Source organism: Catenulispora sp. EB89 (assembly GCF_041261445.1).
Taxonomy (GTDB): Bacteria; Actinomycetota; Actinomycetes; order Streptomycetales; family Catenulisporaceae; genus Catenulispora.
Map to the genome: position 1 here is coordinate 68,261 of NZ_JBGCCU010000025.1, position 21,085 is coordinate 89,345.

The 21,085-nt window shown below is 70.8% G+C and carries 19 protein-coding genes and 1 pseudogene; 7 read left to right on the forward strand and 13 right to left on the reverse strand.

Annotation, left to right across the window (positions count from 1 at the left end; translation table 11 throughout):
• Positions 1-8 precede the first annotated feature (8 nt).
• Positions 9-1,217: pseudogene (locus ABH920_RS38495) on the reverse strand (RNA-guided endonuclease InsQ/TnpB family protein); the annotation flags it as partial.
• Positions 1,218-1,375: 158 nt separating this feature from the next.
• On the opposite strand from ABH920_RS38495, the gene ABH920_RS38500 reads away from it, so the two are divergent.
• A complete protein-coding gene (locus ABH920_RS38500; RefSeq protein ID WP_370354232.1) occupies positions 1,376-2,479 on the forward strand; it encodes an adenosine deaminase in 1,104 nt (367 codons plus the stop codon).
• Positions 2,480-2,650: 171 nt separating this feature from the next.
• Positions 2,651-3,373: a hypothetical protein gene (locus tag ABH920_RS38505; protein WP_370354234.1), complete on the forward strand. Its 723-nt coding sequence runs from the start codon at positions 2,651-2,653 to the stop codon at positions 3,371-3,373.
• Between the two features lie 496 nt (positions 3,374-3,869).
• On the opposite strand, the gene ABH920_RS38510 is transcribed toward ABH920_RS38505, so the two are convergent.
• From ABH920_RS38510 to ABH920_RS38520, 3 genes are all read right to left on the reverse strand, one after another.
• Positions 3,870-4,481: a hypothetical protein gene (locus tag ABH920_RS38510; RefSeq protein ID WP_370354235.1), complete on the reverse strand. Its 612-nt coding sequence runs from the start codon at positions 4,479-4,481 to the stop codon at positions 3,870-3,872.
• The gene (locus ABH920_RS38515; protein ID WP_370354236.1) at positions 4,478-6,007 is read right to left on the reverse strand and encodes an ATP-binding protein; all 1,530 of its coding nucleotides are present in this window, start codon (positions 6,005-6,007) and stop codon (positions 4,478-4,480) included. The genes ABH920_RS38510 and ABH920_RS38515 overlap by 4 nt, the downstream gene beginning before the upstream one ends.
• 120 nt (positions 6,008-6,127) lie before the next feature.
• Complete coding sequence (locus tag ABH920_RS38520) at positions 6,128-6,805, reverse strand: response regulator (protein WP_370354237.1); 678 nt, start codon at positions 6,803-6,805, stop codon at positions 6,128-6,130.
• 116 nt (positions 6,806-6,921) lie between these two features.
• Here ABH920_RS38520 and ABH920_RS38525 point away from each other — a divergent pair, with 116 nt between their 5' ends.
• Positions 6,922-7,461: a SigE family RNA polymerase sigma factor gene (locus tag ABH920_RS38525; protein WP_370354238.1), complete on the forward strand. Its 540-nt coding sequence runs from the start codon at positions 6,922-6,924 to the stop codon at positions 7,459-7,461.
• 194 nt (positions 7,462-7,655) lie between these two features.
• Positions 7,656-8,444 carry a hypothetical protein gene (locus ABH920_RS38530; protein WP_370354239.1) on the forward strand — a complete coding sequence of 263 codons (789 nt, stop codon included), beginning with the start codon at positions 7,656-7,658 and terminating at the stop codon, positions 8,442-8,444.
• A gap of 150 nt (positions 8,445-8,594) precedes the next feature.
• Here ABH920_RS38530 and ABH920_RS38535 read toward each other — a convergent pair whose 3' ends face one another.
• The 4 genes from ABH920_RS38535 to deoC form a co-directional block, all read right to left on the reverse strand.
• On the reverse strand, positions 8,595-8,939 hold the full coding sequence (locus tag ABH920_RS38535) for a hypothetical protein (RefSeq protein ID WP_370354240.1): 345 nt from the start codon (positions 8,937-8,939) through the stop codon (positions 8,595-8,597).
• Positions 8,940-9,010: 71 nt separating this feature from the next.
• Positions 9,011-10,051 (reverse strand): aldehyde dehydrogenase family protein, encoded by a 1,041-nt coding sequence (locus tag ABH920_RS38540; protein WP_370354241.1) that lies wholly within the window; start codon positions 10,049-10,051, stop codon positions 9,011-9,013.
• Positions 10,044-11,471: an aldehyde dehydrogenase family protein gene (locus ABH920_RS38545; protein WP_370354335.1), complete on the reverse strand. Its 1,428-nt coding sequence runs from the start codon at positions 11,469-11,471 to the stop codon at positions 10,044-10,046. The genes ABH920_RS38540 and ABH920_RS38545 overlap by 8 nt, the downstream gene beginning before the upstream one ends.
• A 45-nt stretch (positions 11,472-11,516) precedes the next feature.
• Entirely contained in the window at positions 11,517-12,458 is a 942-nt protein-coding gene (gene deoC / locus ABH920_RS38550) for a deoxyribose-phosphate aldolase (RefSeq protein WP_370354242.1), read from the reverse strand.
• 118 nt (positions 12,459-12,576) lie between these two features.
• On the opposite strand from deoC, the gene ABH920_RS38555 reads away from it, so the two are divergent.
• The gene (locus tag ABH920_RS38555) at positions 12,577-13,299 is read left to right on the forward strand and encodes a PH domain-containing protein (RefSeq protein ID WP_370354243.1); all 723 of its coding nucleotides are present in this window, start codon (positions 12,577-12,579) and stop codon (positions 13,297-13,299) included.
• A gap of 84 nt (positions 13,300-13,383) precedes the next feature.
• On the opposite strand, the gene ABH920_RS38560 is transcribed toward ABH920_RS38555, so the two are convergent.
• The 3 genes from ABH920_RS38560 to ABH920_RS38570 form a co-directional block, all read right to left on the reverse strand.
• Complete coding sequence (locus ABH920_RS38560; protein ID WP_370354244.1) at positions 13,384-15,183, reverse strand: phospho-sugar mutase; 1,800 nt, start codon at positions 15,181-15,183, stop codon at positions 13,384-13,386.
• A 20-nt stretch (positions 15,184-15,203) separates the two neighbouring features.
• On the reverse strand, positions 15,204-16,013 hold the full coding sequence (locus ABH920_RS38565; RefSeq protein WP_370354245.1) for a purine-nucleoside phosphorylase: 810 nt from the start codon (positions 16,011-16,013) through the stop codon (positions 15,204-15,206).
• Positions 16,014-16,119: 106 nt separating this feature from the next.
• Positions 16,120-17,496: an MFS transporter gene (locus ABH920_RS38570; RefSeq protein ID WP_370354246.1), complete on the reverse strand. Its 1,377-nt coding sequence runs from the start codon at positions 17,494-17,496 to the stop codon at positions 16,120-16,122.
• 78 nt (positions 17,497-17,574) lie between these two features.
• On the opposite strand from ABH920_RS38570, the gene ABH920_RS38575 reads away from it, so the two are divergent.
• Together ABH920_RS38575 and ABH920_RS38580 are read left to right on the forward strand one after the other, a co-directional pair.
• On the forward strand, positions 17,575-18,990 hold the full coding sequence (locus ABH920_RS38575; RefSeq protein ID WP_370354247.1) for an NAD(P)H-quinone dehydrogenase: 1,416 nt from the start codon (positions 17,575-17,577) through the stop codon (positions 18,988-18,990).
• A 156-nt stretch (positions 18,991-19,146) separates the two neighbouring features.
• Positions 19,147-19,728: a DUF6215 domain-containing protein gene (locus ABH920_RS38580; protein WP_370354248.1), complete on the forward strand. Its 582-nt coding sequence runs from the start codon at positions 19,147-19,149 to the stop codon at positions 19,726-19,728.
• Positions 19,729-19,753: 25 nt separating this feature from the next.
• On the opposite strand, the gene ABH920_RS38585 is transcribed toward ABH920_RS38580, so the two are convergent.
• Positions 19,754-20,575: an SDR family oxidoreductase gene (locus ABH920_RS38585; RefSeq protein ID WP_370354249.1), complete on the reverse strand. Its 822-nt coding sequence runs from the start codon at positions 20,573-20,575 to the stop codon at positions 19,754-19,756.
• Positions 20,576-20,579: 4 nt separating this feature from the next.
• Positions 20,580-20,957, reverse strand: coding sequence for a hypothetical protein (locus ABH920_RS38590; protein ID WP_370354250.1), 378 nt, complete (start codon positions 20,955-20,957; stop codon positions 20,580-20,582).
• Positions 20,958-21,085: the final 128 nt, after the last annotated feature.

The window sequence follows — 21,085 nt, forward strand, 5'->3', positions numbered from 1 at the left end:
CGGGCTTTCACCGACTCGGGAAGGACCAGCCCGGCCCTGATCGCGATGTTGAGCGCGCCGACGCGATCGGCGTGATCGGCATGGCCACATTCGAGGCACAAGAACCTCTCTGCCTCACGGTTCTCCGCTGCCACGTGACCACAGTCGGGGAGCGGGCATGTGCGGGAACTGTTACGAGGGTTCACGGGAATGACTTCACGACCGGCGCTTTCAGCCTTGTCCGCGAGGATGCCCAGGAACACCCCCCAACCCGCGTCCAAGATGCTGTGATTGAGACGAGCCTTCGCGCTGCTGCCGTTGGGCAGGAACGTACCTGGTTGGCCGAGATCGGGCTTCGGCTTCGGGGCACGCGTCATGCCCGCGATGTTCAAATGTTCGTGGGCGATGCGGTCGTAGTTTCGGACCAGGTCATGCGCGGTCTTGTGGGCGTGGTCGAGCCGCTGGCGGCTGATCTTGCGGTGGAGCTTCGCGACCTATGCGACCGCGCGGCGGTGTGCTGCAGTGCGGTCGTCGGGTTTGACTTTGCCGAATGCCTTGAGTGCCCGCTGAGAGTCTGCGAGGTCCTCTGCGCTCTGCTTGCCATGGCGCGGGTTCGGAACGTGTCGGCCGGCATGGGTGGTCAGGAAGTGTGTGACTCCCATGTCGATCCCGACGACGAGGCCGGTGCCCGGAAGCGGTTCAGCGGGTACGTCGTCACAGGACAGGATGACGTACCAGCGGTTGCCTTCGCGCTTGACGCCGATCGTCTTGACTCGCCCCTTGACCGGCCGGTGTCGATGTACTCGGATGTGGCCGACGCCTTGCAGGCGGACGCGCGTCACCTTGTCGTCCGGCGTGGGGTCCCAACGGCACCCGCCGCCGTCTTTGGGGAACTCGACGGTGTCGAACCTGCTCAGGCTCCGGAAACGCGGGTAGCCGGGCCTTTCGCCTGCCTTCGCCCGACGGAAGAACGCGGAGAATGCTCTGTCCAAGCGGCGAAGAGTGGCTTGCTGGGATGAGAACGACCAGCGAGCCTGATCGGCGTCGTTGGCACGGATGGCCTTGAGCTGTGCGGACTGGTCGCCGTAATCGACAGTGGTCTTGGAGATGTGCCGCCAGGCATCACGGCGTTCCTGCAGAGCAGCGTTGTACAGCACGCAGTGGTCGTGCAGCATCGCTTTCAACGCGATCTCTTGGCGGGCGGTCGGACGAAGCACGAACTTGAATGCGCGTCTCATGGCCGCCGCGCCCTTGAGTGACACCTGATGCTGTCGCATCGGTCGACCAACCCCATGACGGCCATGTCGAAGACTATATACGTGGCGTTCATAAGCCGTTACGTGAAGCTACCAATGTGTTGGCCGATGCCCACATTCTCACCCGCTACGCTTCGCTGATGGATGAAGAGCTGATCCGCAGGGCTCCGAAGGCCCTGCTGCACGACCACCTCGACGGTGGTCTGCGCCCGCAGACGGTGATCGAACTCGCCGACCAGTACGGTTACACCAACCTGCCGGAGTACGACGGCACCGCCGAGGGGCTCGGCCGGTGGTTCGCCGAGGCGGCCGATTCCGGGTCGCTGCCGCGGTATCTGGAGACGTTCGAGCACACGGTCGGGGTGATGCAGCACGCCGACGCGCTGTTCCGGGTGGCCGCCGAGTGTGCCGAGGATCTGGCGGCCGACGGGGTGGTGTACGCCGAGTCGCGGTACGCGCCCGAGCAGCATCTGGAGGCCGGGCTCAGCCTCGACGAGGTCGTCGAGGCCGTGGACGCCGGGTTCCGGGAGGGGGAGCGGCGCGCCGCCGCGGCCGGGAACCGGATCCGGGTCGGCACGCTGCTGACCGCGATGCGGCACGCCGCGCGCTCCTCGGAGATCGCCGAGCTGGCGGTGCGGCACCGGGACCGGGGCGTGTCAGGGTTCGACATCGCCGGGGCCGAGGCCGGGTATCCGCCCACCCGGCACCTGGACGCCTTCGAGTACCTGCGCCGGGAGAACTTCCACTTCACGATCCACGCCGGGGAGGCCTTCGGGCTGCCGTCGATCTGGGAGGCGCTGCAGTGGTGCGGCGCGGACCGGCTCGGGCACGGCAACGCCATCATGGACGACATCCTGGTGGACGCCGACGGCAGGGCGACGCTCGGGCGGCTCGCGGCCTACGTGCGGGACAAGCGGATTCCGCTGGAGATGTGCCCGACCTCGAACCTGCAGACCGGCGCCGCGCGCTCCTACGAGTCGCACCCGATCGGGTTGCTTCGAGAACTGCACTTTCGGGTGACGGTGAACACCGACAACCGGCTGATGAGTTCGACCTCGATGACGCGTGAGTTCAGCGAACTGCACAAGGCTTTCGGCTACGAGCTGGAGGACATGCAGTGGTTTACGATAAACGCTCTGAAGTCCGCGTTCCTGCCCTTTGACCAGCGGTTGGAGCTGATCAACGGGTATGTGAAGCCGACCTACGAGCAGCTGCGCGCAGAGGTTTCCCCGCCCTCTGCCTAAGATCCGTCGACGGGTGGGGAAACCGGCCGGAGCGTTCTGTTATGAGGCCGGTGAACTCACCTTTTCGGCGGACGAGGTGTTGGATCCGCCCGACCGTTGTCTGTACCTTGCGTATTCGCCGCATCGCACACCGCGATGGCGGTCCCCTATGCAATCCGCGAGGTATCACCGATGTCGAAGGTCACCCCCAGCGCGCTCCGCGGTCTGAGCGTCGCCGCCGGCACCGTCGGCCTGGCCGCCGTCGGGGCGGCGGCGATGGCCGGCCAGGCCAGCGCCGCGTCCGGCGTGCCGGGGCTCGCCGACGGCGGGCTGCCCGTGTCCACCAACGCCGTGCCCGCGGTCTTCGGGGCCGTGGCGCACAACCACGGCACCATCGCCGGGATCCCGCTGGCGGGCCTGCCGGTGCTGAGCCAGCTCCCGGGGATCGCGGACGACGCCTCGCCGGCCTCGGACGCCCTCCCGGGCCTGGGCTACGCGGACCTCGGCGAGGTCCCGCTGTCCCGCAGCCGGCTGACCGAGCCGCAGCGCGCGGCGTACGTCCCGCAGCACGCGATGCGCACCACGCACGCGCTCCACGCCGACCCCGCGGCCACCGCCCCGGCGGCGGCCCCGGCGGCACCGGCCCAGGGCCCCGCCCCGGCTGCCCCGCCCGCCGCCGCCCCGATGCCGCAGGCGCCCGCGCAGGCCCCGACCCAGCTCCCGCCGGCCCAGGCCGCGGCGGCGAAGGCCGGCCCGCTGGACAACGTCACCAACGCGCTGCACGGCCTGCCGATCGCCGGCCAGCTCGCGGGCCCCGGCGGCAGCCTCCCGGTGGTCGGTGGCCTCACCGGCGGCGGCTCGCCGCTCGGCGGGCTGTCCGGGCTGGCCGGCGGGCTGTCGAACCTCGGCGGCTGAGTCCGGTCCTCGCGATCCGCTCGGCGGGCATCCGCCGGCGGATTGCGGATAGCGGATGACGGACGGCGAATAGCGGATCGCAGAGGATCGGATCGCAGAAGGCGGCGAGCGGTCGCCGGGGCGAATCAGGACCCTGGCGACACCCGCCGGCCGCAAAACCACTGCGGCTCCACTCCGACCCCACCGCAAGCCCGCCGCGACCCCGCCCGAGTCCTGCGAAACCGGCCCGGCCGCTGCGGGCGCGAACCCCACCCGGGGTCGCGACCAGCCGGCCGCCGGGCCCGCACCACCCGCACTACCGCCGCGGAAAACCCCGCGCACACAAAGCTTTCCCGACCCCGAACCCGGGCCGGCCGACAGTGAAGACCGTCGGCCCGGATGCCATCCGTGCGATCAGGGCACGGACCCAACCCGGCGGAACAGCCGGTTCAGATAGTTGATTCTTGGCCGGTGGCCGTTCCGTCACGGGGCGGCCACCGAGCATTTCCGAGGCTGGTCAGCCCTCGGCGGTGCTCTTGCCGACCACGCCGGGCGCCGTCGGCTTGGCCGCCGCGCCGCCGGGGTTGGTCTGCACGACCCCTTCCGGGCAGTCCTGCCATTGGGTGTCGGACCCGGTGCTCGGCTCGATGAGCCTGGTGGTGGCGCGGATCTGCGGGTTGGGGTCGGGGTGCTGGATCCACCACTGGTCGAAGGTGCAGGTCAGCTGCTGCAGGGCCAGCGGGCCCAGCGGCGCCGGGCTGTAGACGAAGTACTGGTGTGCCTGCTGCGTCGGCTTCAGGGTGACGCCCGGCGGTACGTAGGTCGTGTACTGGTCGGCCTGTTCGTCGGCGGACAGTATGGCGAGTTCGTCCGGCAGGCTCATGGGGGCCGGTTCGTTCTGGACCGGGCGGTTGATCATCGTGCCCGGGCCCTTGTTGATCGTCGAGAACAGGAACAGCGACACCGTGTACGGGTACTGCGACGGTGAGGCCGTCTCCGGGCTGCTCGGCGGGGACGCGCCGAACGGGTCGAGCCGCGCCACGTTCACCCCGGTCGGCTGTACGCCGCAGCCGCCCACGGCCAGCACGGCGGCAGCCGCGGCGGCGGCGATCGCCCACCGGCGCCTCATGCCGGCACCTCCGGCGCCGGGACGGTCGCACCCAGGGGCAGCCGCAGGGTGAAGACGGCACCACCGCCCGGATGGTTCCCGCCGGTCAGCTCTCCGCCGTGGATGTGGGCGTTCTCGTAGGCGATCGACAGCCCCAGGCCGCTGCCCTCGGAGCGGACTCGGGCCTTGTCCGCCTTGTAGAAGCGCTCGAAGATGTGCTCCAGGGCGTCCGGCGGGATACCCGGCCCGTGGTCGCGCACCTGCAGGACCAGGTTCGGTCCGTACGCGCCGATCGACAGCTCCACCGGTCCCTCTCCGCCGTGCTTTATCGCGTTGCCGACCATGTTCGCCACGATCACGTCGATCCTGCGCTGGTCCACGGCCACGACGAAGCCCGGCGGCACGTTGAGGGTGACGCGCCCGGTCCAGCCGCGGGCGTCCAGGCAGCCCTGTACGAGCGCCACCAGGTCGACTTCCTCGCGGCGCAGCTGTGCGGTGCCCGCGTCGAATCGTGAGATCTCCATCAAGTCCTCGACGAGTCGGGCCAGCCGTCTTGTTTCAGTGACGATGAGCTGCGCGGCCGGCGCGCTCTCGTCGCCGACGTCGGTCGCCTCCTCGAGCATGTCGGTGACGGCGGTCATCGCGGTGAGCGGCGTGCGCAACTCGTGGGAGACGTCGGCGACGAAACGCCGCGAGGAGGCTTCCAGGGAGCGCAGCTCGGCGATCGAGCGCTCCAGGGCCTCGGCGGTCTCGTTGAAGGTGCGCGACACGTCGGCGACCTCGTCATTGCCCCGCACCTCGACCCGGGTGTCCAGCTTCCCGGCGCCCAGCCGTCGCGCCGCGATGCCCAGGCGCCGCAAGGGGAGCAGCACGCCGCGCGAGGCGAGCAGACCCAGCAGCAGCGCTATCGCTATCGCGACGGCCGCCGCGATGGCGGAGTTCTGCGCCAGCCGGTCCAGGTCCACCTGCTGGGGTTCCAGGCTGACGAAGCTGTAGACCTCGATCCCGTTCGGCTGGACGGAGCTGCCGATGATCAGGTATGGCACGCCGCCCACGCGCACCCGCTGCCAGGCGATGCTCCTCTGCGCCGCGCCGCGCAGTGCCGGCGGGACCGAGTTGTAGGTGAGGTAGTTCTGGGTCGCGCCGTCTCCGATGCCGCGGCGGTGCAGCACCCAGTCGGTGCCGCTCGCGGCCTGGAGCTTGAAACTCAGGTTGGTCAGGGCGGGGGGCGGGTTTGCCGTGGGCGTGGCGTCCTCCAGCTGTTGCTGGTTCGAGGTCACCGCCGCCCTGAACTGCTGCACCGAGGTCTGGTTTATGCGGTTCATCAACGACTGCCGCGTCAGCACATAGGAAACCCCGGTCACCGCCACCGACGTCATCAGCGCCACCGCCGCGAACGCCGCCAGCAACCGCATCCGCAGGCCGGTCAGCCGCAGCGGGCGCTTGTGCCGCCGGCGTTCCTGGTCGGCGCGGCGCGGCAGCTCCTGGACCTTCGGCGCCTTGGCTGCCTTGGCCACCTTGCCGCCCTTCGGCTTCTCCCTAAGCACGGGGCACACTCAAGCAGTCATGGCGCTGAGTGAGCAAGCCAGTGCTCTGCGTGCGCGCAGTCGCAGTCGCCCTTGCGGCCACCGTTGTGGTGAGTGTCGCAGCCGCTGCGGCTTCCGCGCTCATCGCGGCGGGTCCAGCCGGTACCCGACGCCGCGCACCGTCTTGATCAGCGTCGGTTCGGCCGGGATGTCCTCGACCTTCGCGCGCAGGCGCTGGACGCAGGCGTCGACGAGGCGGGAGTCGCCGAGGTAGTCGTGCTCCCACACCAGGCGCAGCAGCTGCTGGCGGGACAGGGCCTGGCCGGCGTGCCGGGACAGCTCCATCACCAGCTTCAGCTCGGTCGGGGTCAGCGGGATCGCGACGCCGCGCTTGCTCACCGTCATCGCCGAGCGGTCCACGGTCAGGTCGCCGTAGACCGCTATGTCGCTGGTCTCGCGCTCGCCGCGGCGCAGGACGGCGCGGATGCGGGCGTCCAGGACGCGGGGCTGGACCGGCTTCACGACGTAGTCGTCCGCGCCGGACTCCAGGCCGACGACCACGTCGATGTCGTCGCTGCGCGCGGTGAGCAGGATGATCGGGAGCTGCTCGGTGCGGCGGATCTGGCGGCAGACCTCGAACCCGTCCACGCCGGGGAGCATCACGTCCAGGACGATCAGATCGGGGCGCACGGTCTTGTACGTGGCCAGTGCCTCCTCGCCGCTGGCCGCGACCGCGACCTGGTGACCCTGGCGGGTCAGCGCGAGCTGGAGCGCCGTGCGGATGGCGGCGTCGTCTTCGACGAGGAGCAGGGACGGCATGGCTGACATTCTGCCTTGACCTGGGGCGCTCTCAGGAAGTCTTCAGGTGGGGGCTGTTGCACTCCTGTGACACGTCGGCGACGAAGCACGGAAGGGCGGCGGCGAGCCTTCTGGGTATGACGGACCATGCTCCCCACGTAAACGGCTCGCGCGAGGACTTCACGGAGTACGTCGCCGCGCGCCGTTCGACGCTGCTGCGCGCGGCCTGCCAGCTCACCGCCAACCCCGCCGACGCCGAGGACCTGCTGCAGGAAGGCCTGGTCAAGGTGTACGGGGCGTGGCACCGCATCGCCGACAAGCGGGTGGCGCACGCCTATGTGCGGCGCACCATGTCCAACCACCAGATATCGCAGTGGCGCCGGCACCGCGTCGAGGAGTACCCGGCCTCCGACGAGCTGCCCGACTCCGCCGTGTGGGATCTGGACACGGAGCGTGTCGAGTTGCGCACGGTCCTGCATCACGCGCTGGCCGCGCTCCCGCACCGCGACCGGCAGGTCCTGGCACTGCGCTATTACGGTTCGTACACGGACTCCGAGATCGCCGAGCGGCTCGGGATGTCCGTCGGCACAGTGAAGTCGACCTTGTGGCGCGCGTTGAGGAAACTGCGCGAGAACGGCGCCGTGCGGACTCTGCACGCCGACCTGGTTGCCGCCTGACGACTCCCTGACGACCCCCTGTCACGCCTTTGGGACCCGCAGTACCGCAGAGTCTTGTATTTCTTTGGTAAAGGCAAACCGGCGTCAATCCATAGATAACGCGATGACCTGAACGTTTCGTGTTCCCGCGCCTCTGGTTGTGTGGAAGGCTGTTCGGCGAAGACTGACCGACTCACAGTTAGGGGCTAGAGGTCATGCCTCCGATAGCTCAGCGCCTTCGCGAACCGGCGGCCTTTGTGCTGCTCGCTTTCGGCGCGCTAAGCACGCTGTTCAACACGATCACGTTCCTGTTCGGCCCGGGCGAGAACAACAACGGGCTCGGCGGCGGACCGTCCTTCTCCGACCGTGCGGCGGCCGAGGTCGGGAACCTGCTGAGCGTCGTCGTGGTCGCGGCCCTGGTCGGCTCCGTGGTGCTGGCCCATCTGCCGTCGCACCTGAAGCAGGTGAAGGTCATCTCGCTGGTCTCGCTGATCACCCTGGGTGTCGCGGACCTGTTCGGCGTGGTCGCGCTGTTCTCGGCCTTCGGCGCCAACGCCGCGACCGGCTGGGACAAGACCTCGACCTTCTTCATCTCGCTGGGCGAGCTGGCCGTCGCCGGCGTCGGCTCCTGGCTGGTGCTGGGCTACTTCCAGCAGCACCAGCCGGCCAAGCCGGCCGCCGGCTTCCAGCCGCCGCAGCAGCAGTGGGGCCCCGGCCCGCAGCAGCAGCCCCAGCAGCAGTGGCAGCAGCAGCCGCCGCAGCAGCAGGCGCCGCAGGGTCAGCCGTGGGGTCCGCCCCCGCCTCAGCAGCAGGCGCCCCAGCAGCCGGTTCCGCAGCAGCAGCCGCAGCCACAGTGGGGCCAGCCGCAGCCGCAGCACGACGCCGACTCGATGATGACGCAGGCCATCCCGACGGTGCCGCCGGCGCCGCAGGGCCAGCAGCAGCCGCCCCAGCCGCCCCAGCAGGACGGCGGGCTGCCGATCGGCAACTGGACCTCTGAGTGAGGGCAGTGCCTGCGGAGTGACAGCAGGGCCTTAGCGGGAGGTGAAAGGGCCGGCCTTCGGGCCGGCCCTTTCGCGTGCCCGGAACTGTGCCCGGAACTGTGCCGGGAAGCGCCCCGGGATCTGTACCCGAACTGTGCCAGGGCCCCGTAATCAGGGCAGCACGGTGCCCACGACGGGCACCTCGCGCAGCGGCAGCCCGTCCTTGAACGGCGCGGTCAGCGGGAACGTCGACAGGTCCATGCCGCCGACCGGCACCCGGAAGTTGTTCGACAGCAGGTCCAGCGGGGTGTGCGCGAGCGGGTACAGCGGGGTGGCGCCGAGCGCGGCGGTGGCCTGGTGGGTGGTGGCCATGGCCGCGGCGGTGCCGGCCTCGGCGCCGGTGATGTCGTCGTTCTGGGTGGCGGCGTGCGCGGCCGGAGCCGCGGCCAGGGCGAGGCCGGACAGCGCGGCGAGGCCGAGGACGCGCCGGGCGGCAGAGTGCGGGTTCTTGGACATGTTCGCTCCAACGACACTGGGTGTCCCGCCGTTACGACGGGACACCCAGTGGAGTCTTAACGTGACAGTCTTCAGATTCCGATCGGGTGCCAAACCGTCTTCGTCTCCAGGAACGGCTTGATCCGCCCCAGCCCCGGGTCCGCGCTCCAGTCGTAGCCGGCCTTGGGCCGCACGACCCGCTTCAGGTTCTCCGCGGCCGCGACCTCCAGGTCCCGCGCCAGGTCCGAACCGGCCGGCGCGCCGGCCAGGTCCAGCGCGTTCACGTCCAGGTGCGAGGCCAGCCACGGCGCCAGCTCGGCCGTGCCGCCGGTCAGGATGTTGACGACGCCGCCGGGCAGGTCGGAGGTCGCCATCACCTCGCCGAGCGTCACCGCAGGCACCGCGGAGGCGTCCGGAGCGACCACCACGGCCGCGTTCCCGCCGACGATCGCCGGGGCGATCACGGAGGTCAGGCCGAGCAGTGTCGGTGCCGCCGGGGCCAGCAGCGCCACCACGCCGGTCGGCTCCGGCGAGGAGACGTTCCAGTACGGTCCGGCGACCGGGTTGGCCGAGCCGAGCACCTGCGCCAGCTTGTCCGACCAGCCCGCGTACCAGACCCAGCGGTCGACCGCGGCGTCCACCTGCGCGTAGGCCGCGGCGGACGGGACGCCCTCGACGCCGGCGATCTGCTGCGCGAACTGGTCGCGCCGCTCCTCCAGCATCTCCGCGATCCGGTACAGGATCTGGCCGCGGTTGTAGGCGGTCGCCTTCGACCAGCCGGGCTGCGCGGCCCGCGCCGCGCGCACCGCGTCCCGCGCGTCCTTGCGCGACGCCTGCGCCGCGTTGGCGATGAACTCGCCGCTGCTCGCCGTCACGGCGTAGCTCCGTCCACTTTCCGACCGCGGGAAGGCGCCGCCGATGTAGAGCTTGTAGGTCTTGCGCACCGAGGAACGCGGCGCGGCGGCCGGAGTCGTCGGCTTCGGCTCGGCTTCTGCCACAGCGGCCTGCGATGCTTCCGCCACCTTGGCTACCTTCGCCGTCGTCTGGGCTTCTGCGGACTTCACGGCCTTGACGGTCGTCGTGGCCTTCGCGGGCTTGGCCGCCTTCGCGGCCTTCTTCTTGGTCTCAGACATCGAGGTAAGCCTCCAGACCGTGGCGCCCGCCCTCGCGGCCGTACCCGGACTCCTTGTAGCCGCCGAACGGCGAGGTGGGGTCGAAGCGGTTGAACGTGTTCGCCCACACCACGCCGGCGCGCATCCGCTGCGCCAGCCACAGGATCCGCGAACCCTTGTCGGTCCACACGCCTGCGGACAGGCCGTAGGCGGTGTTGTTGGCCTTCTCCACGGCCTCGGCCGGGGTCCGGAACGTCAGCACCGACAGCACCGGCCCGAAGATCTCCTCGCGGGCGATCCGGTGGGCCTGCGAGACGCCGGTGAAGATGGTCGGGGCGAAGAAGAACCCGCGCTCGGGCAGCTCGCACGGCGGCGACCAGCGGGTCGCGCCCTCGGCCTCGCCGGCCTCGGTCAGCGTCCGGATCCGGGCCAGCTGCTCGGCGGAGTTGATCGCGCCGAGGTCGGTGTTCTTGTCCAGCGGGTCCCCGACGCGCAGCGTCTTCATCCGCTCGCGCAGCCGGTCCACGACCTCCTCGGCCACCGACTCCTGCACCAGCAGCCGCGACCCGGCGCAGCAGACGTGCCCCTGGTTGAAGAAGATCCCGTCGACGATGCCCTCGATCGCCTGCTCCAGCGGCGCGTCGTCGAAGACCAGGTTCGCCGCCTTGCCGCCGAGCTCCAGCGTCACCTTCTTCGAGGTCCCGGCGACCTGTTTGGCGATCATCCGGCCGACCTCGGTGGACCCGGTGAACGCCACCTTGTCGACCCCGGGGTGCGCGACCAGGGCCGCGCCGGTGGCCCCGGCGCCGGTCAGGATGTTCACCACGCCCGGGGGCAGGTCCGCCTGCTGGCAGATCTCGGCGAACAGCAGCGCGGTCAGCGGCGTGGTCTCGGCCGGCTTGAGGACCACGGTGTTGCCGCAGGCCAGCGCCGGCGCCACCTTCCACGCCAGCATCAGCAGCGGGAAGTTCCACGGGATCACCTGGCCGGCCACGCCCAGCGGCTTCGGGTCCGGGCCGAGATTCGCGTAGCCGAGCTTGTCCGCCCACCCCGCGTAGTAGAAGAAGTGCGCGGCGGCCAGCGGGATGTCGACGTCGCGCGACTCCCGGATCGGCTTGCCGTTGTCCAGCGACTCCAGCACGGCCAGCTCGCGGGCCCGCTCCTGGATGATGCGCGCGATGCGGTAGATGTACTTGGCGCGCTCGGCACCCGGCATCCGCGACCAGACCTCGTCGTACGCCTTGCGCGCGACCGCGACCGCGCGGTCCACGTCGGCGGCGTCGGCCAGCGCGACCTCGGCCAGCACCTCCTCGGTGGCCGGGTTGACCGACTTGAAGGCGCCGCCGGAGCCCTCGACGAACTCGCCGCCGACGAACAAGCCGTAGGACGGCTTCAGGTCCACGACCGAGCGCGACTCGGGGGCCGGGGCGTACTCGAAGATGCCCGCGTTGCTTGTCTTCGCCATGACCTCTGTCTTCGCCATGAATCAGTCCACCGTCACGTAGTCAGGGCCGGAGTACACCCCGGTGGCGAGCTTGCGGCGCTGCAACAACAGGTCGTTGAGCAGGCTGGAGGCGCCGAACCGGAACCAGTCCGGGTCCAGCCAGTCCGGGCCCGCGGTCTCGTTCACCGTCACCAGGTACTTGATGGCGTCCTTGGCGGTCCGGATGCCGCCGGCCGGCTTCACGCCGACCTGCCGGCCGGTCTGGGCGCGGAAGTCGCGCACCGACTCCAGCATCAGCAGCGTCACCGGCAGCGTGGCGGCCGGGCTCACCTTGCCGGTGGAGGTCTTGATGAAGTCGGCGCCGGACAGCATCGCCAGCCAGGAGGCCCGCTTGACGTTGTCGTAGGTGGCCAGCTCGCCGGTCTCCAGGATCACCTTCAGGTGGGCGTCGTGCCCGCCGGTCCTGCAGGCTTCCTTGACGGCGGCGATCTCCTCGGCGACGGCCCCGTACCGGCCGGCCAGGAAGGCGCCGCGGTCGATCACCATGTCGATCTCGTCGGCCCCGGCCTCGACCGCGGCGGCGGTGTCGGCCAGCTTCACCGCCAGCGGCGCCCGGCCGCTGGGGAACGCGGTCGCCACGGCGGCCACCTTGACGCCGGAGCCGGCCAGCGCCGCCTTGGCGGTCTCCACCATGTCGCCGTAGACGCAGATCGCGGCCACGCTCGGGCAGTCAGGCTGGTCGGGCTCGGGGCGGATGCCCTTGGCGCACAGCGCCCGGACCTTGCCCGGGGTGTCGGCGCCCTCCAGCGTGGTGAGGTCGACCATGCGCACGGCCAGGTCCAGCGCCTCGGCCTTCGCGGTGGTCTTGATCGATCGGGTCCCCAGCTTGGCGGCGCGGGCGTCGGCGCCCACCTGGTCCACCGGCGGAAGGCCGTGGAGGAGGCGGCGCAGGCCCGCGTCGTCGAGGGCGAGTTGTGCGGTCACGGGACCACGGTAGACGGTGCGCTCTACGTGGAGAAATGGCAGGTCTTGCCGATCACTACTTAGTCACAATCGCTTCTCGGTCTCGGAGCGTGGGACGGTCGGTGGCAGAATCGGGAGTATGCGACTCAAATCCCCGGCCCCGACAGACGACACGACCGTGTCGCCGGTCGAGAAGCCCACCTCCTACCGGACCGTCGGATCCCTCGGGACCGGCGCCGTGCTGGTGGCCTTCGGCGCGCTCTTCCTGTTCGCGTTCGGCCTGGGATCGGAGAAGCACCCGGTCGGCTCCATGGTCGGTCTGGTGATGCTGGTCAGCGGCGTGGTCGGCGGTATCTACCCGGCCGCCTTCAGCCACGCGGACCACCTCACCATCCGCAACCCCTTCCGCCGCATCGACATCAGCTGGCCGCGCGTCGAGTCCGTCTCGGCCAAGCTGTCGTTGGTGGTCGAGACGGTCGCGGAGGAGGGCAAGGCGCGCAAGTTCACGATCTGGTCGGTCCCGGTCTCGATGCACGAGCGCCGCAAGTCCGACCGCTCGGTGGCGAAGCAGGCCCGCGTCGCCCGCGCCGAGTCCGCGCGGCAGGCCGCCGGCGCCGGCGACATCGCCGGCAGCGCGATCGGCGCCGCCGGCTACGGCCGCCCCAAGTCGTTGCGCGAGGACCCGCTGGAGCACATGGCGCTCGCCGACCAGGCAGTCGTGGAGATGCGGGACCGCCAGCGCGTGTGCACGACGTCGGTGGAGAACGCGGCGCCGACCGCGGTGACCTGGACCTGGTACACGCTGGCGCCGTTCGTGGTGAGCGTGGCGCTGCTGGTGGCGGCGATCGCCGGGGCTTTCTAGAGGCGTACGAAGACGTGTGAAGGGCGGCCGATCGAGTGATCGGCCGCCCTTCTGCTTGCTCCGCGTCCTGCGCGAATCCGGTTGCTACGCGAACTGCGCGAACCACTCCTCAAGCTCGGCGCGCACGGCGGCGATCCGCGCCACCACCGGCGACCGGTCGGCGGCCGCGCGGTCGCCGAGCTCGATGTAGCACTTCAGCTTCGGCTCGGTCCCGCTGGGCCGCACCGCGATCCAGCCGCCGTCCAGCGCCAGCCGCAGCCCCTGCTCCGGCGGGAGCGCGGTGCCGTTGGCGGACAGGTCGCCGACCTCGGCGACCGCGACCCCGCCGAGCGCGGCCGGCGGGTTCCGGCGCATGGTGCGCATCATCGTCTGGATCTGCTCGGGGTCGTTGCTGCGGATCGACAGCTGCGTGGTGACCAGGTTGCCGGTGATCTTGTCGACCTCGGCGAGGTAGTCCAGCAGCGTCCGGCCGTTCGCCTTGAGCCCGGCGACCAGCACGGCGGCGGTCAGTGCGGCGGTGACGCCGTCCTTGTCCTTCACGTGTGCGGGATCGACGCAGTAGCCGATCGCTTCCTCGTAGCCGAAGGCCAGGTCCGGGACCTTGGACAGCCACTTGAATCCGGTCAGCGTCCGTGCGTAGTCGACCTTCGCGTCGGCGGCGATCGCGGCCAGTCCCTCGGAGGAGACGATCGAGGTCGCGAAGGTTCCCCGGCGGCCCGCGGTGGCCAGGTGGTGGCCGAGCATCAGGCCGACGTCGTCGCCCGAGAGCCGGCGCCAGCCGCCCGGCGCCGCCTGGTCCGGCACGGCCAGTGCCATCCGGTCGGCGTCGGGGTCGTTGGCGATGATGAGGTCGGCGTGGTGCTCCTCGGCGAGGGCGAACGCCAGGTCCAGCGCGCCGGGCTCCTCCGGGTTGGGGAACGAGACCGTCGGGAAGTCCGGGTCGGGCTTCTGCTGCTCCGGAACGCTGATCGGCTCGGGGAATCCGGCGTTCGTCAGGACTCTGCGGGCCAGTTCGTAGCCGACGCCGTGCATGGCCGTGTAGACGTAGGTGAGGTCCAGCTCGGGGGAGCCCGGCATCAGCTCCAACGACCGCGCCACATAGGACTCGATCACGCTCTCCGGCACGGCCTCCGCGTTCTCGACCCGGCCCAGCGGCACGTCCGCCAGCGCCCCGACCGCGTCGATCTTCGCGGCGATCAGCGCGTCGTTCGGCTCCGTGATCTGCGAGCCGTCGCCGAGGTACACCTTGTAGCCGTTGTCCCGTGCCGGGTTGTGGCTCGCGGTGACCATGACGCCGGCCTGCGCCCCGAGCGCCAGCACGCTGTACGCCAGCATCGGCGTGGGCAGCTCGCGCGGCATCAGGTACGGCCGGTGCCCGGCGCCGAGCATCACCTCGGCGGTGTCCTCGGCGAAGCGGCGCGAGTTGTGCCGGGCGTCGTAGCCGATCGCCACGACCTGCCCGGTGCCGTGCTGCTCGGTGACGAAGGCGGCCAGCCCGGCGGCGGCGCGCAACACGGTCACCCGGTTCATCCGGTTCGGGCCCGCGCCGAGCTCGCCGCGCAGGCCGGCGGTGCCGAACTGCAGGCGGCCGTCGAAGCGGTCCTCCAGGTAGCCGTACGCCACCGGGTCGCCGGACTCGGCGCCCTCCAGCAGGTCGGCGAGCTCCGTGCGGGTCGTCGGATCGGGATCCTCGGCCAGCCAGGCGCGGGCGGCGGCGAACAGCGCCTCGCTGATCGCGGTGCCAGTGCTGGTGCCGATGCTGGTGTCGGTGGCGGTGCTCTCGGCGGTGCCGGTGGCAGTGCTGGCGTCGGTGGCGGTGCTGGTCGTCGTGGAGCCGCCGGCACCGGCGTCCGGGCCGGTGCCTCGCTCAGTCCTCTGCGTCATCGCGTCCCCTTCCGGGCCGGTCAGATCTTCTCGACGATGCCCTGGAGCAACGTGCCCAGGGACGCAGCCGACGCCGCACCGGTCTCCATGACCTCGGTGTGCGACAGCGGCTCGCCGGTCATGCCGGCGGCGAGGTTCGTCACCAGGGAGATACCCATGACTTCGGCCCCCGCCTCACGCGCCGCGATGGCCTCCAGCGCGGTGGACATGCCGACCAGGTCGGCGCCCCAGCCGCGGAACATGCGGATCTCGGCCGGGGTCTCGAAGTGCGGGCCGCGCAGCGCCAGGTAGACGCCCTCGGCCAGGCTCGGGTCGACGGTGCGCGCGAGCTCGCGCAGCCGTGCGGAGTACAGGTCGGTGAGGTCCACGAAGCGGGCGCCGACGATCGGCGACTCGCTCTGCAGGTTCAGGTGGTCGCTGATCAGGACCGGCTGGCCGGCGTGCATGTCCGAGCGCAGCCCGCCGCAGCCGTTGGTGAGCACGACGGTCTTCACGCCGTTGGCCACCGCGGTGCGCACGCCGTGCGCGACCGAGGCGACGCCGCGGCCCTCGTACAGGTGCGTGCGGCCCAGGAAGACCAGGACCTTGGTGCCGCCGACGGTCACCGAGCGCACCTTGCCGGCGTGCCCGACGACGGTGGACGCGGCGAAGCCGGGCAGGGCGTCGACCGGGGACTCCCAGTCCGGGGTGCCGAGCGCGTCGGCGGCCTCGGCCCAGCCGGAGCCCATGACCACGGCGACGTCGTGCCGCCCGGCGAGCTCGGTGAGGCTGGCGCCGGCGGTCTCGGCAAGCTGGTAGGGGTCCTGGGTCGGGTCAGCGCTGTTCGTCACCTGGTGAGCGTACAGCGCGGGGTTCGCGGACGGTGTCCCGGAGGTTGCGGACTCCGCAGGCCCCGCGAACCCTGCGGACCCTGCGAACCCCGCGGGCCCCCTGGCGTCAGACCGCCACGAACCCTGGAGCCGGCTCCTCGCCGAGCGGCGCGGTCAGGGTCGACAGCACCGGCGCGTCCGCCCGCAGCTGCCGCACCTGCGAGGACATGAACGTCAGCCCGGTCGCGCCGATGATCACCGCCCCGGCGCCGAGCTGCACCGCCCTGGTCCCGAACGCGTTCGCGGCGGGCCCGGCCACCAGCGATCCCAACGGGGACGCGCTCAGCGAGCCCAGCGCGTCGTAGGAGTAGACCCGCGCGAGCTTGTCCTGCGGGATGTGCCGGGTCAGCGCCACGGTCCACAGGATCATGAAGTACTCGCCGGAGAACCCGGCCAGCACCGAGACCGCGGAGATGGCCCACAGCGGCCCGCCCAGGCCCATGACGATCGGCGGCAGCGCGAAGGCGAAGGTGAGGATCGTGCCGACGAACATCGGCCGCTTCACCTGGTAGATCAGCCCGGCGACGCCGCCGAGCAGGATGCCCAGGCCGTCGCAGCTGATGATCAGCGCCCAGGCCCCGGCGCCGCCGAGGCGGGCCTTGGCCACCTCCGGGCCGAGCACCGAGAACCCGCCGAACCAGCCCGCCAGCACGGCGGCGTAGCAGGCGATGACCGCCCACAGCCAGGTGCGCGAGCGGACCTCGATCCAGCCCTCGCGCAGCTCGTGCAGCATGCCCGGCGCCTTCTCGGCGGCGCGCTCCAGCGCGGTGACCGTGATCCGGAACAGCGGGAGCGTCCCGATCAGCAGCAGCACCGCGTCCAGGCCCATCGCCTCGCCCGGCCCGAAGGCCGTGACCAGGACGCCGCCCACCGCCGCGCCGAGCATCAGCATCGAGGACTGGGCCAGCCGGGACAGCGAGGAGGCGGCCTGCATCCGCTCCTCCGGCACCAGCCGCGGGATCAGCGACTGCGACGAGGGGTAGAACAGCGCGCCGCCGGTGCCCATGAGCAGGGCGGCGACCAGCAGGTTCCAGGTGTTCGCGGCGTGCGTGAGCATGAGCACCGCGGCCAGGCCCTCGCCGGCGGCGGCCGAGAAGTTGGCGGCCATCATCACCCGCTGCGGCCGGAACCGGTCCGCCAGCACCCCGCCGACCAGGGTGAAGACCAGCATCGGGGCCAGCTGCGCGGCCAGCACGAAGGAGACCGCGGCGGCGTTCCCGTCCGGGTGCGCGGCGGACCTGGTGACGGCGAGCACGGCGAAGGACAGCGCCACGGACGAGATGCCGGTCGCTGACGTGGACAGCAGGCGCTCCAACAGGACCAGCCGGAACTGGCTGATCCGCAGAACGGTGAGGGATTCGCGGAAGGTCTCCTTCAGAGACGGCGATTCCGCTACCTGGCTGATGGGCGCGTCCGCCGCGAAGTCCTGGGCGGGGTTGCTCACGGTTATCTACCTGGTTTCCGACTAGTCGCTAGCCGATCCAGGCTATCCGGTGACGCCAACTAGTTTTCGTGCGAGACAATGGTGCACGTGACTCGGATCGTGATCATCGGCGGCGGACCTGGCGGCTACGAGGCGGCGCTGGTGGCCTCCCGACTCGGCGCGGAGGTCGTGCTCGTCGAGCACGAGGGCGTCGGCGGGGCTTCGGTGCTCACCGACTGTGTGCCGTCCAAGACGCTGATCGCGACGGCCGATGTGATGTCGTCGTTCGAGTCGGCCGAGGAGCTGGGGATCCGCATCGGAGGCGTCTCGGTCGGCGGCAGCTGCGTGAGCGGCGTGAACCTGGAGAAGGTCAACCGCCGGGTGAAGAACCTGGCCTCGGCGCAGTCCGTGGACATCGCCGAGTCGCTGAGCAAGGCCGGGGTGCAGATCATCAAGGGCCGCGGCCGGCTGACCGCCGACCGCCAGGTCGAGGTGGACCTCCCGGACGGCACTGTCGCGGTCTACCACGCCGACGTGATCCTGCTGGCCACCGGCGTGCGCCCGCGCGAGATGGCCGAGGCGATGCCCGACGGCGAGCGCATCCTGAACTGGAAGCAGGTCTACAACCTCAAGGAGCTCCCGCCGGAGCTGATCGTGGTCGGCTCGGGCGTCACCGGCGCCGAGTTCGCCGGCGCCTACCAGGCGCTGGGCTCGGCGGTGACGTTGGTCTCCTCCCGCGACCGGGTCCTGCCCGGCGAGGACGCCGACGCCGCCGAGGTGCTGGAGAGCGTCTTCCGCCGCCGCGGCATGCGGGTGCTCTCGCGCTCGCGCATGGCCTCGGCGGTCCGCGACGGCGACCGGGTGATCGTGACCCTGGAGGACGGCCGCACGGTCGAGGGCTCGCACGTGCTGGTGGCCGTCGGCTCGCTGCCGAACACCGAGGGCATGGGCTTGGAGGAGGCCGGCGTCGAGCTGACGAAGAGCGGCCACATCGAGGTGGACCGGGTCTCGCGCACCTCGGCGCCCGGCGTCTACGCGGCCGGGGACGTGACCGGCGTGCTGCTGCTGGCCTCGGTGGCCGCGATGCAGGGCCGGATCGCGATGTACCACGCGCTCGGCGAGGCGGTGTGGCCGATCAACCTCAAGCGGGTGTCGTCCAACATCTTCACCAGCCCCGAGGTCGCCACGGTCGGCCAGACGAACGTCAACGCGCACCACGACTCGCCCGGCTTCAACGAGTACAAGCTGGCGCTGGACTCCAACCCCCGCGCGAAGATGCTGGGCTTCAAGGACGGCTTCGTGAAGCTGTTCTCCCGCAAGGGCTCGGACACGATCGTCGGCGGCGTGGTCGTCGCCCCGCGCGCCAGCGAGCTGATCCACCCCATCACCATGGCCGTCGACCTGCACCTGACGGTGGACCAGGTCGCCTCGGTGTTCACGGTGTACCCGTCGCTGTCCGGCTCGATCGCCGAGGCCGCGCGCCGGCTGCACGCGGACGTGAAGGACGAGGACTGAGGCCCCGCCTCAGTCCCGGTCCCGGCTCGGTCGCGCCCCGGTCCCGCCCCGGTCCCGCCCCGGTCCCGCCCCGGGGGTTGTCCGACCTCCGCCACCGCTGCCAGGATGGTCGCCTTCGGGCAGGTTACCGGCCGGTAGCGACAGGGGGCGACATTCGTGAAGGACTCGCATCGCAGCACCCGTTTCCAGATCATCGCCGCCCTGGCGCTCGGCGGCGTCGTGGTGGCCGGAGCGGTGGCGCTGACCGTCACCTGGAAGGACCCGAAACCGGACCCCTGCCAGGCGGCGTCGCAGAGCACCGCGGCCCAGGACGGCGCGAAACTGTGCACGGCGCTGGAAAAGGCGGAACTGCCGACGCTGCTGGGCGTCCCGAGCGCGCAGACCGCCTACGGCGGCCAGATGGCGGTCCCGGGCAGCACCCCGGCGGACTACCAGGAGGTCCACGTCGAGTGGGTCGTGGGCCAGTACGCGGTGATCCTGTCGACGAGCAAGAGCGCGACGCTGAAGCAGACGGAGCAGCTGGCCGGGCACCCGGCGGCGCTGCTGTCGGGAGCTTCGGGCGGGCATCAGGTGAACCGCCTGGAGGTGGCCTGGGCACCCAGCGGCGGGGCCGGGGTCTACGCGGTCGACGTGATGATGGCCGACGGGTCGGCGATGGCGCAGAGCGATGCCGGGCGGTTGGAGCGGACGGTGGCGGCGAAGGTGTTGCCGGGGTTGCCGGAGTGGCGGGCCGGCTGAGGCGCCAGGCACTCCTGGAGCGCGCTCAGCCGCCTTGGGCGAGCTCAGCTATCGGCTGCCACTGGCGCCAGTTCTCGAGCCGGCTGGCGTATTCGTTCGTGGCGACAGTGAATGGCACGGAGCCGAGGAACACCCGCAGCGGCGGCGTCTCGGCGTCGACGATTTTGAGTATCGCGGCGGCGGAAGCGTCCGGATCCCCGGGCGGGTTGGCCGACAATCGCTTCGCCGTCGCCTCGCGGACCGGCGCGTAGGCGTCGATCGGGGTCGCGCGCTTGGCCGAGGCGCCACCCCAGTCGGTCGCGTAGCTGGCCGGTTCGATCAGCGTCAGATGCACACCGAAGGTCTTGACCTCCTGTGCCAGGCTCTGGCTGAGGCCTTCGAGCGCCCACTTGGACGCGTGGTAGATCCCGATCCCGGGGAACGCGGTGATCCCGCCGATCGAGGAGACCTGCAAGATGTGGCCCTTGCGGGCCTGGCGCAGGTAGGGCAGGGCGGCCTGGGCGACCCAGAGCGCACCGAACAGGTTCGTCTCGATCTGGTCGCGGGCCTCCTGTTCGGACAGTTCCTCGATCATCCCGAACTGGCCGTAGCCGGCGTTGTTGACGACGACGTCGAGTTCGCCGAAGTGGTCGTGGGCGGCCTTGACCGCGGCGAACACGGCTGAGCGGTCGGTGACGTCCAGGGCCAGCCCGAGGAAGGTGTCCGGATGACGCTCGGCGAGGTTGCCGATCGTGCGGGGGTCGCGAGCGGTCCCGACGACGCGGTCGCCGCGGTCGAGTGCCGCGGTCGCCCACCTGCGGCCGAATCCGCGAGAGGCGCCGGTCAGGAACCAGGTGCGTTGTGCCATGAGATCACTGCTCCGGTCGTTGAAATGTCTGCGCCGCGCGCATGGCTGCCGTGTCGTGCACCTGGCGGATGAAGGTGATCTGGCCGTCGACCACCGTGAACTGCTCGGCGATCCGCAGCGGGCCGAGCGGGTCGAGCACCAGGTCGTAGACCATCACCGCCTCGCCCGGGCCGGCGCATGCGGACAACAGCTGGACGCTCGACACGCGTTCGCCGAACTTGCTGATCGCCTCCACGAATTCCCGCTTGTCCGCGAACACGCTGACCGGAAGGTCCGTCGTGAGGCTGTCCGCGAGCAGCTGCGCGGCCGCATCGAAGTTCTTGGTCGTGGTCCAGGCCTCGTGGTAGCGGCGAACCACATCCAGTACCGCTTCGTCAGTCATGTCGGTCCTCATCACCTTGGGAGAGTCGATCACCCGGTCGATGAAGCCAGGCTACATACCGGTCGTTCAGTATGTCAACGACGTACCGAACGTTTAGTATGCTGACCTCATGACTCCTTCCCAGCGAC

What these genes read in the sequence shown, in the direction of transcription:
- ABH920_RS38500 (WP_370354232.1), top strand. Translation starts at nt 1,376, where the DNA reads ATGGATGAAGAGCTGATCCGCAGGGCTCCGAAGGCCCTGCTGCACGAC.
- ABH920_RS38505 (WP_370354234.1), top strand. Translation starts at nt 2,651, where the DNA reads ATGTCGAAGGTCACCCCCAGCGCGCTCCGCGGTCTGAGCGTCGCCGCC.
- ABH920_RS38510 (WP_370354235.1), bottom strand. Translation starts at nt 4,481, where the DNA reads ATGAGGCGCCGGTGGGCGATCGCCGCCGCCGCGGCTGCCGCCGTGCTG.
- ABH920_RS38520 (WP_370354237.1), bottom strand. Translation starts at nt 6,805, where the DNA reads ATGCCGTCCCTGCTCCTCGTCGAAGACGACGCCGCCATCCGCACGGCG.
- ABH920_RS38525 (WP_370354238.1), top strand. Translation starts at nt 6,922, where the DNA reads ATGACGGACCATGCTCCCCACGTAAACGGCTCGCGCGAGGACTTCACG.
- ABH920_RS38530 (WP_370354239.1), top strand. Translation starts at nt 7,656, where the DNA reads ATGCCTCCGATAGCTCAGCGCCTTCGCGAACCGGCGGCCTTTGTGCTG.
- ABH920_RS38535 (WP_370354240.1), bottom strand. Translation starts at nt 8,939, where the DNA reads ATGTCCAAGAACCCGCACTCTGCCGCCCGGCGCGTCCTCGGCCTCGCC.
- ABH920_RS38540 (WP_370354241.1), bottom strand. Translation starts at nt 10,051, where the DNA reads ATGTCTGAGACCAAGAAGAAGGCCGCGAAGGCGGCCAAGCCCGCGAAG.
- ABH920_RS38555 (WP_370354243.1), top strand. Translation starts at nt 12,577, where the DNA reads ATGCGACTCAAATCCCCGGCCCCGACAGACGACACGACCGTGTCGCCG.
- ABH920_RS38560 (WP_370354244.1), bottom strand. Translation starts at nt 15,183, where the DNA reads ATGACGCAGAGGACTGAGCGAGGCACCGGCCCGGACGCCGGTGCCGGC.
- ABH920_RS38575 (WP_370354247.1), top strand. Translation starts at nt 17,575, where the DNA reads ATGGTGCACGTGACTCGGATCGTGATCATCGGCGGCGGACCTGGCGGC.
- ABH920_RS38585 (WP_370354249.1), bottom strand. Translation starts at nt 20,575, where the DNA reads ATGGCACAACGCACCTGGTTCCTGACCGGCGCCTCTCGCGGATTCGGC.
- ABH920_RS38590 (WP_370354250.1), bottom strand. Translation starts at nt 20,957, where the DNA reads ATGACTGACGAAGCGGTACTGGATGTGGTTCGCCGCTACCACGAGGCC.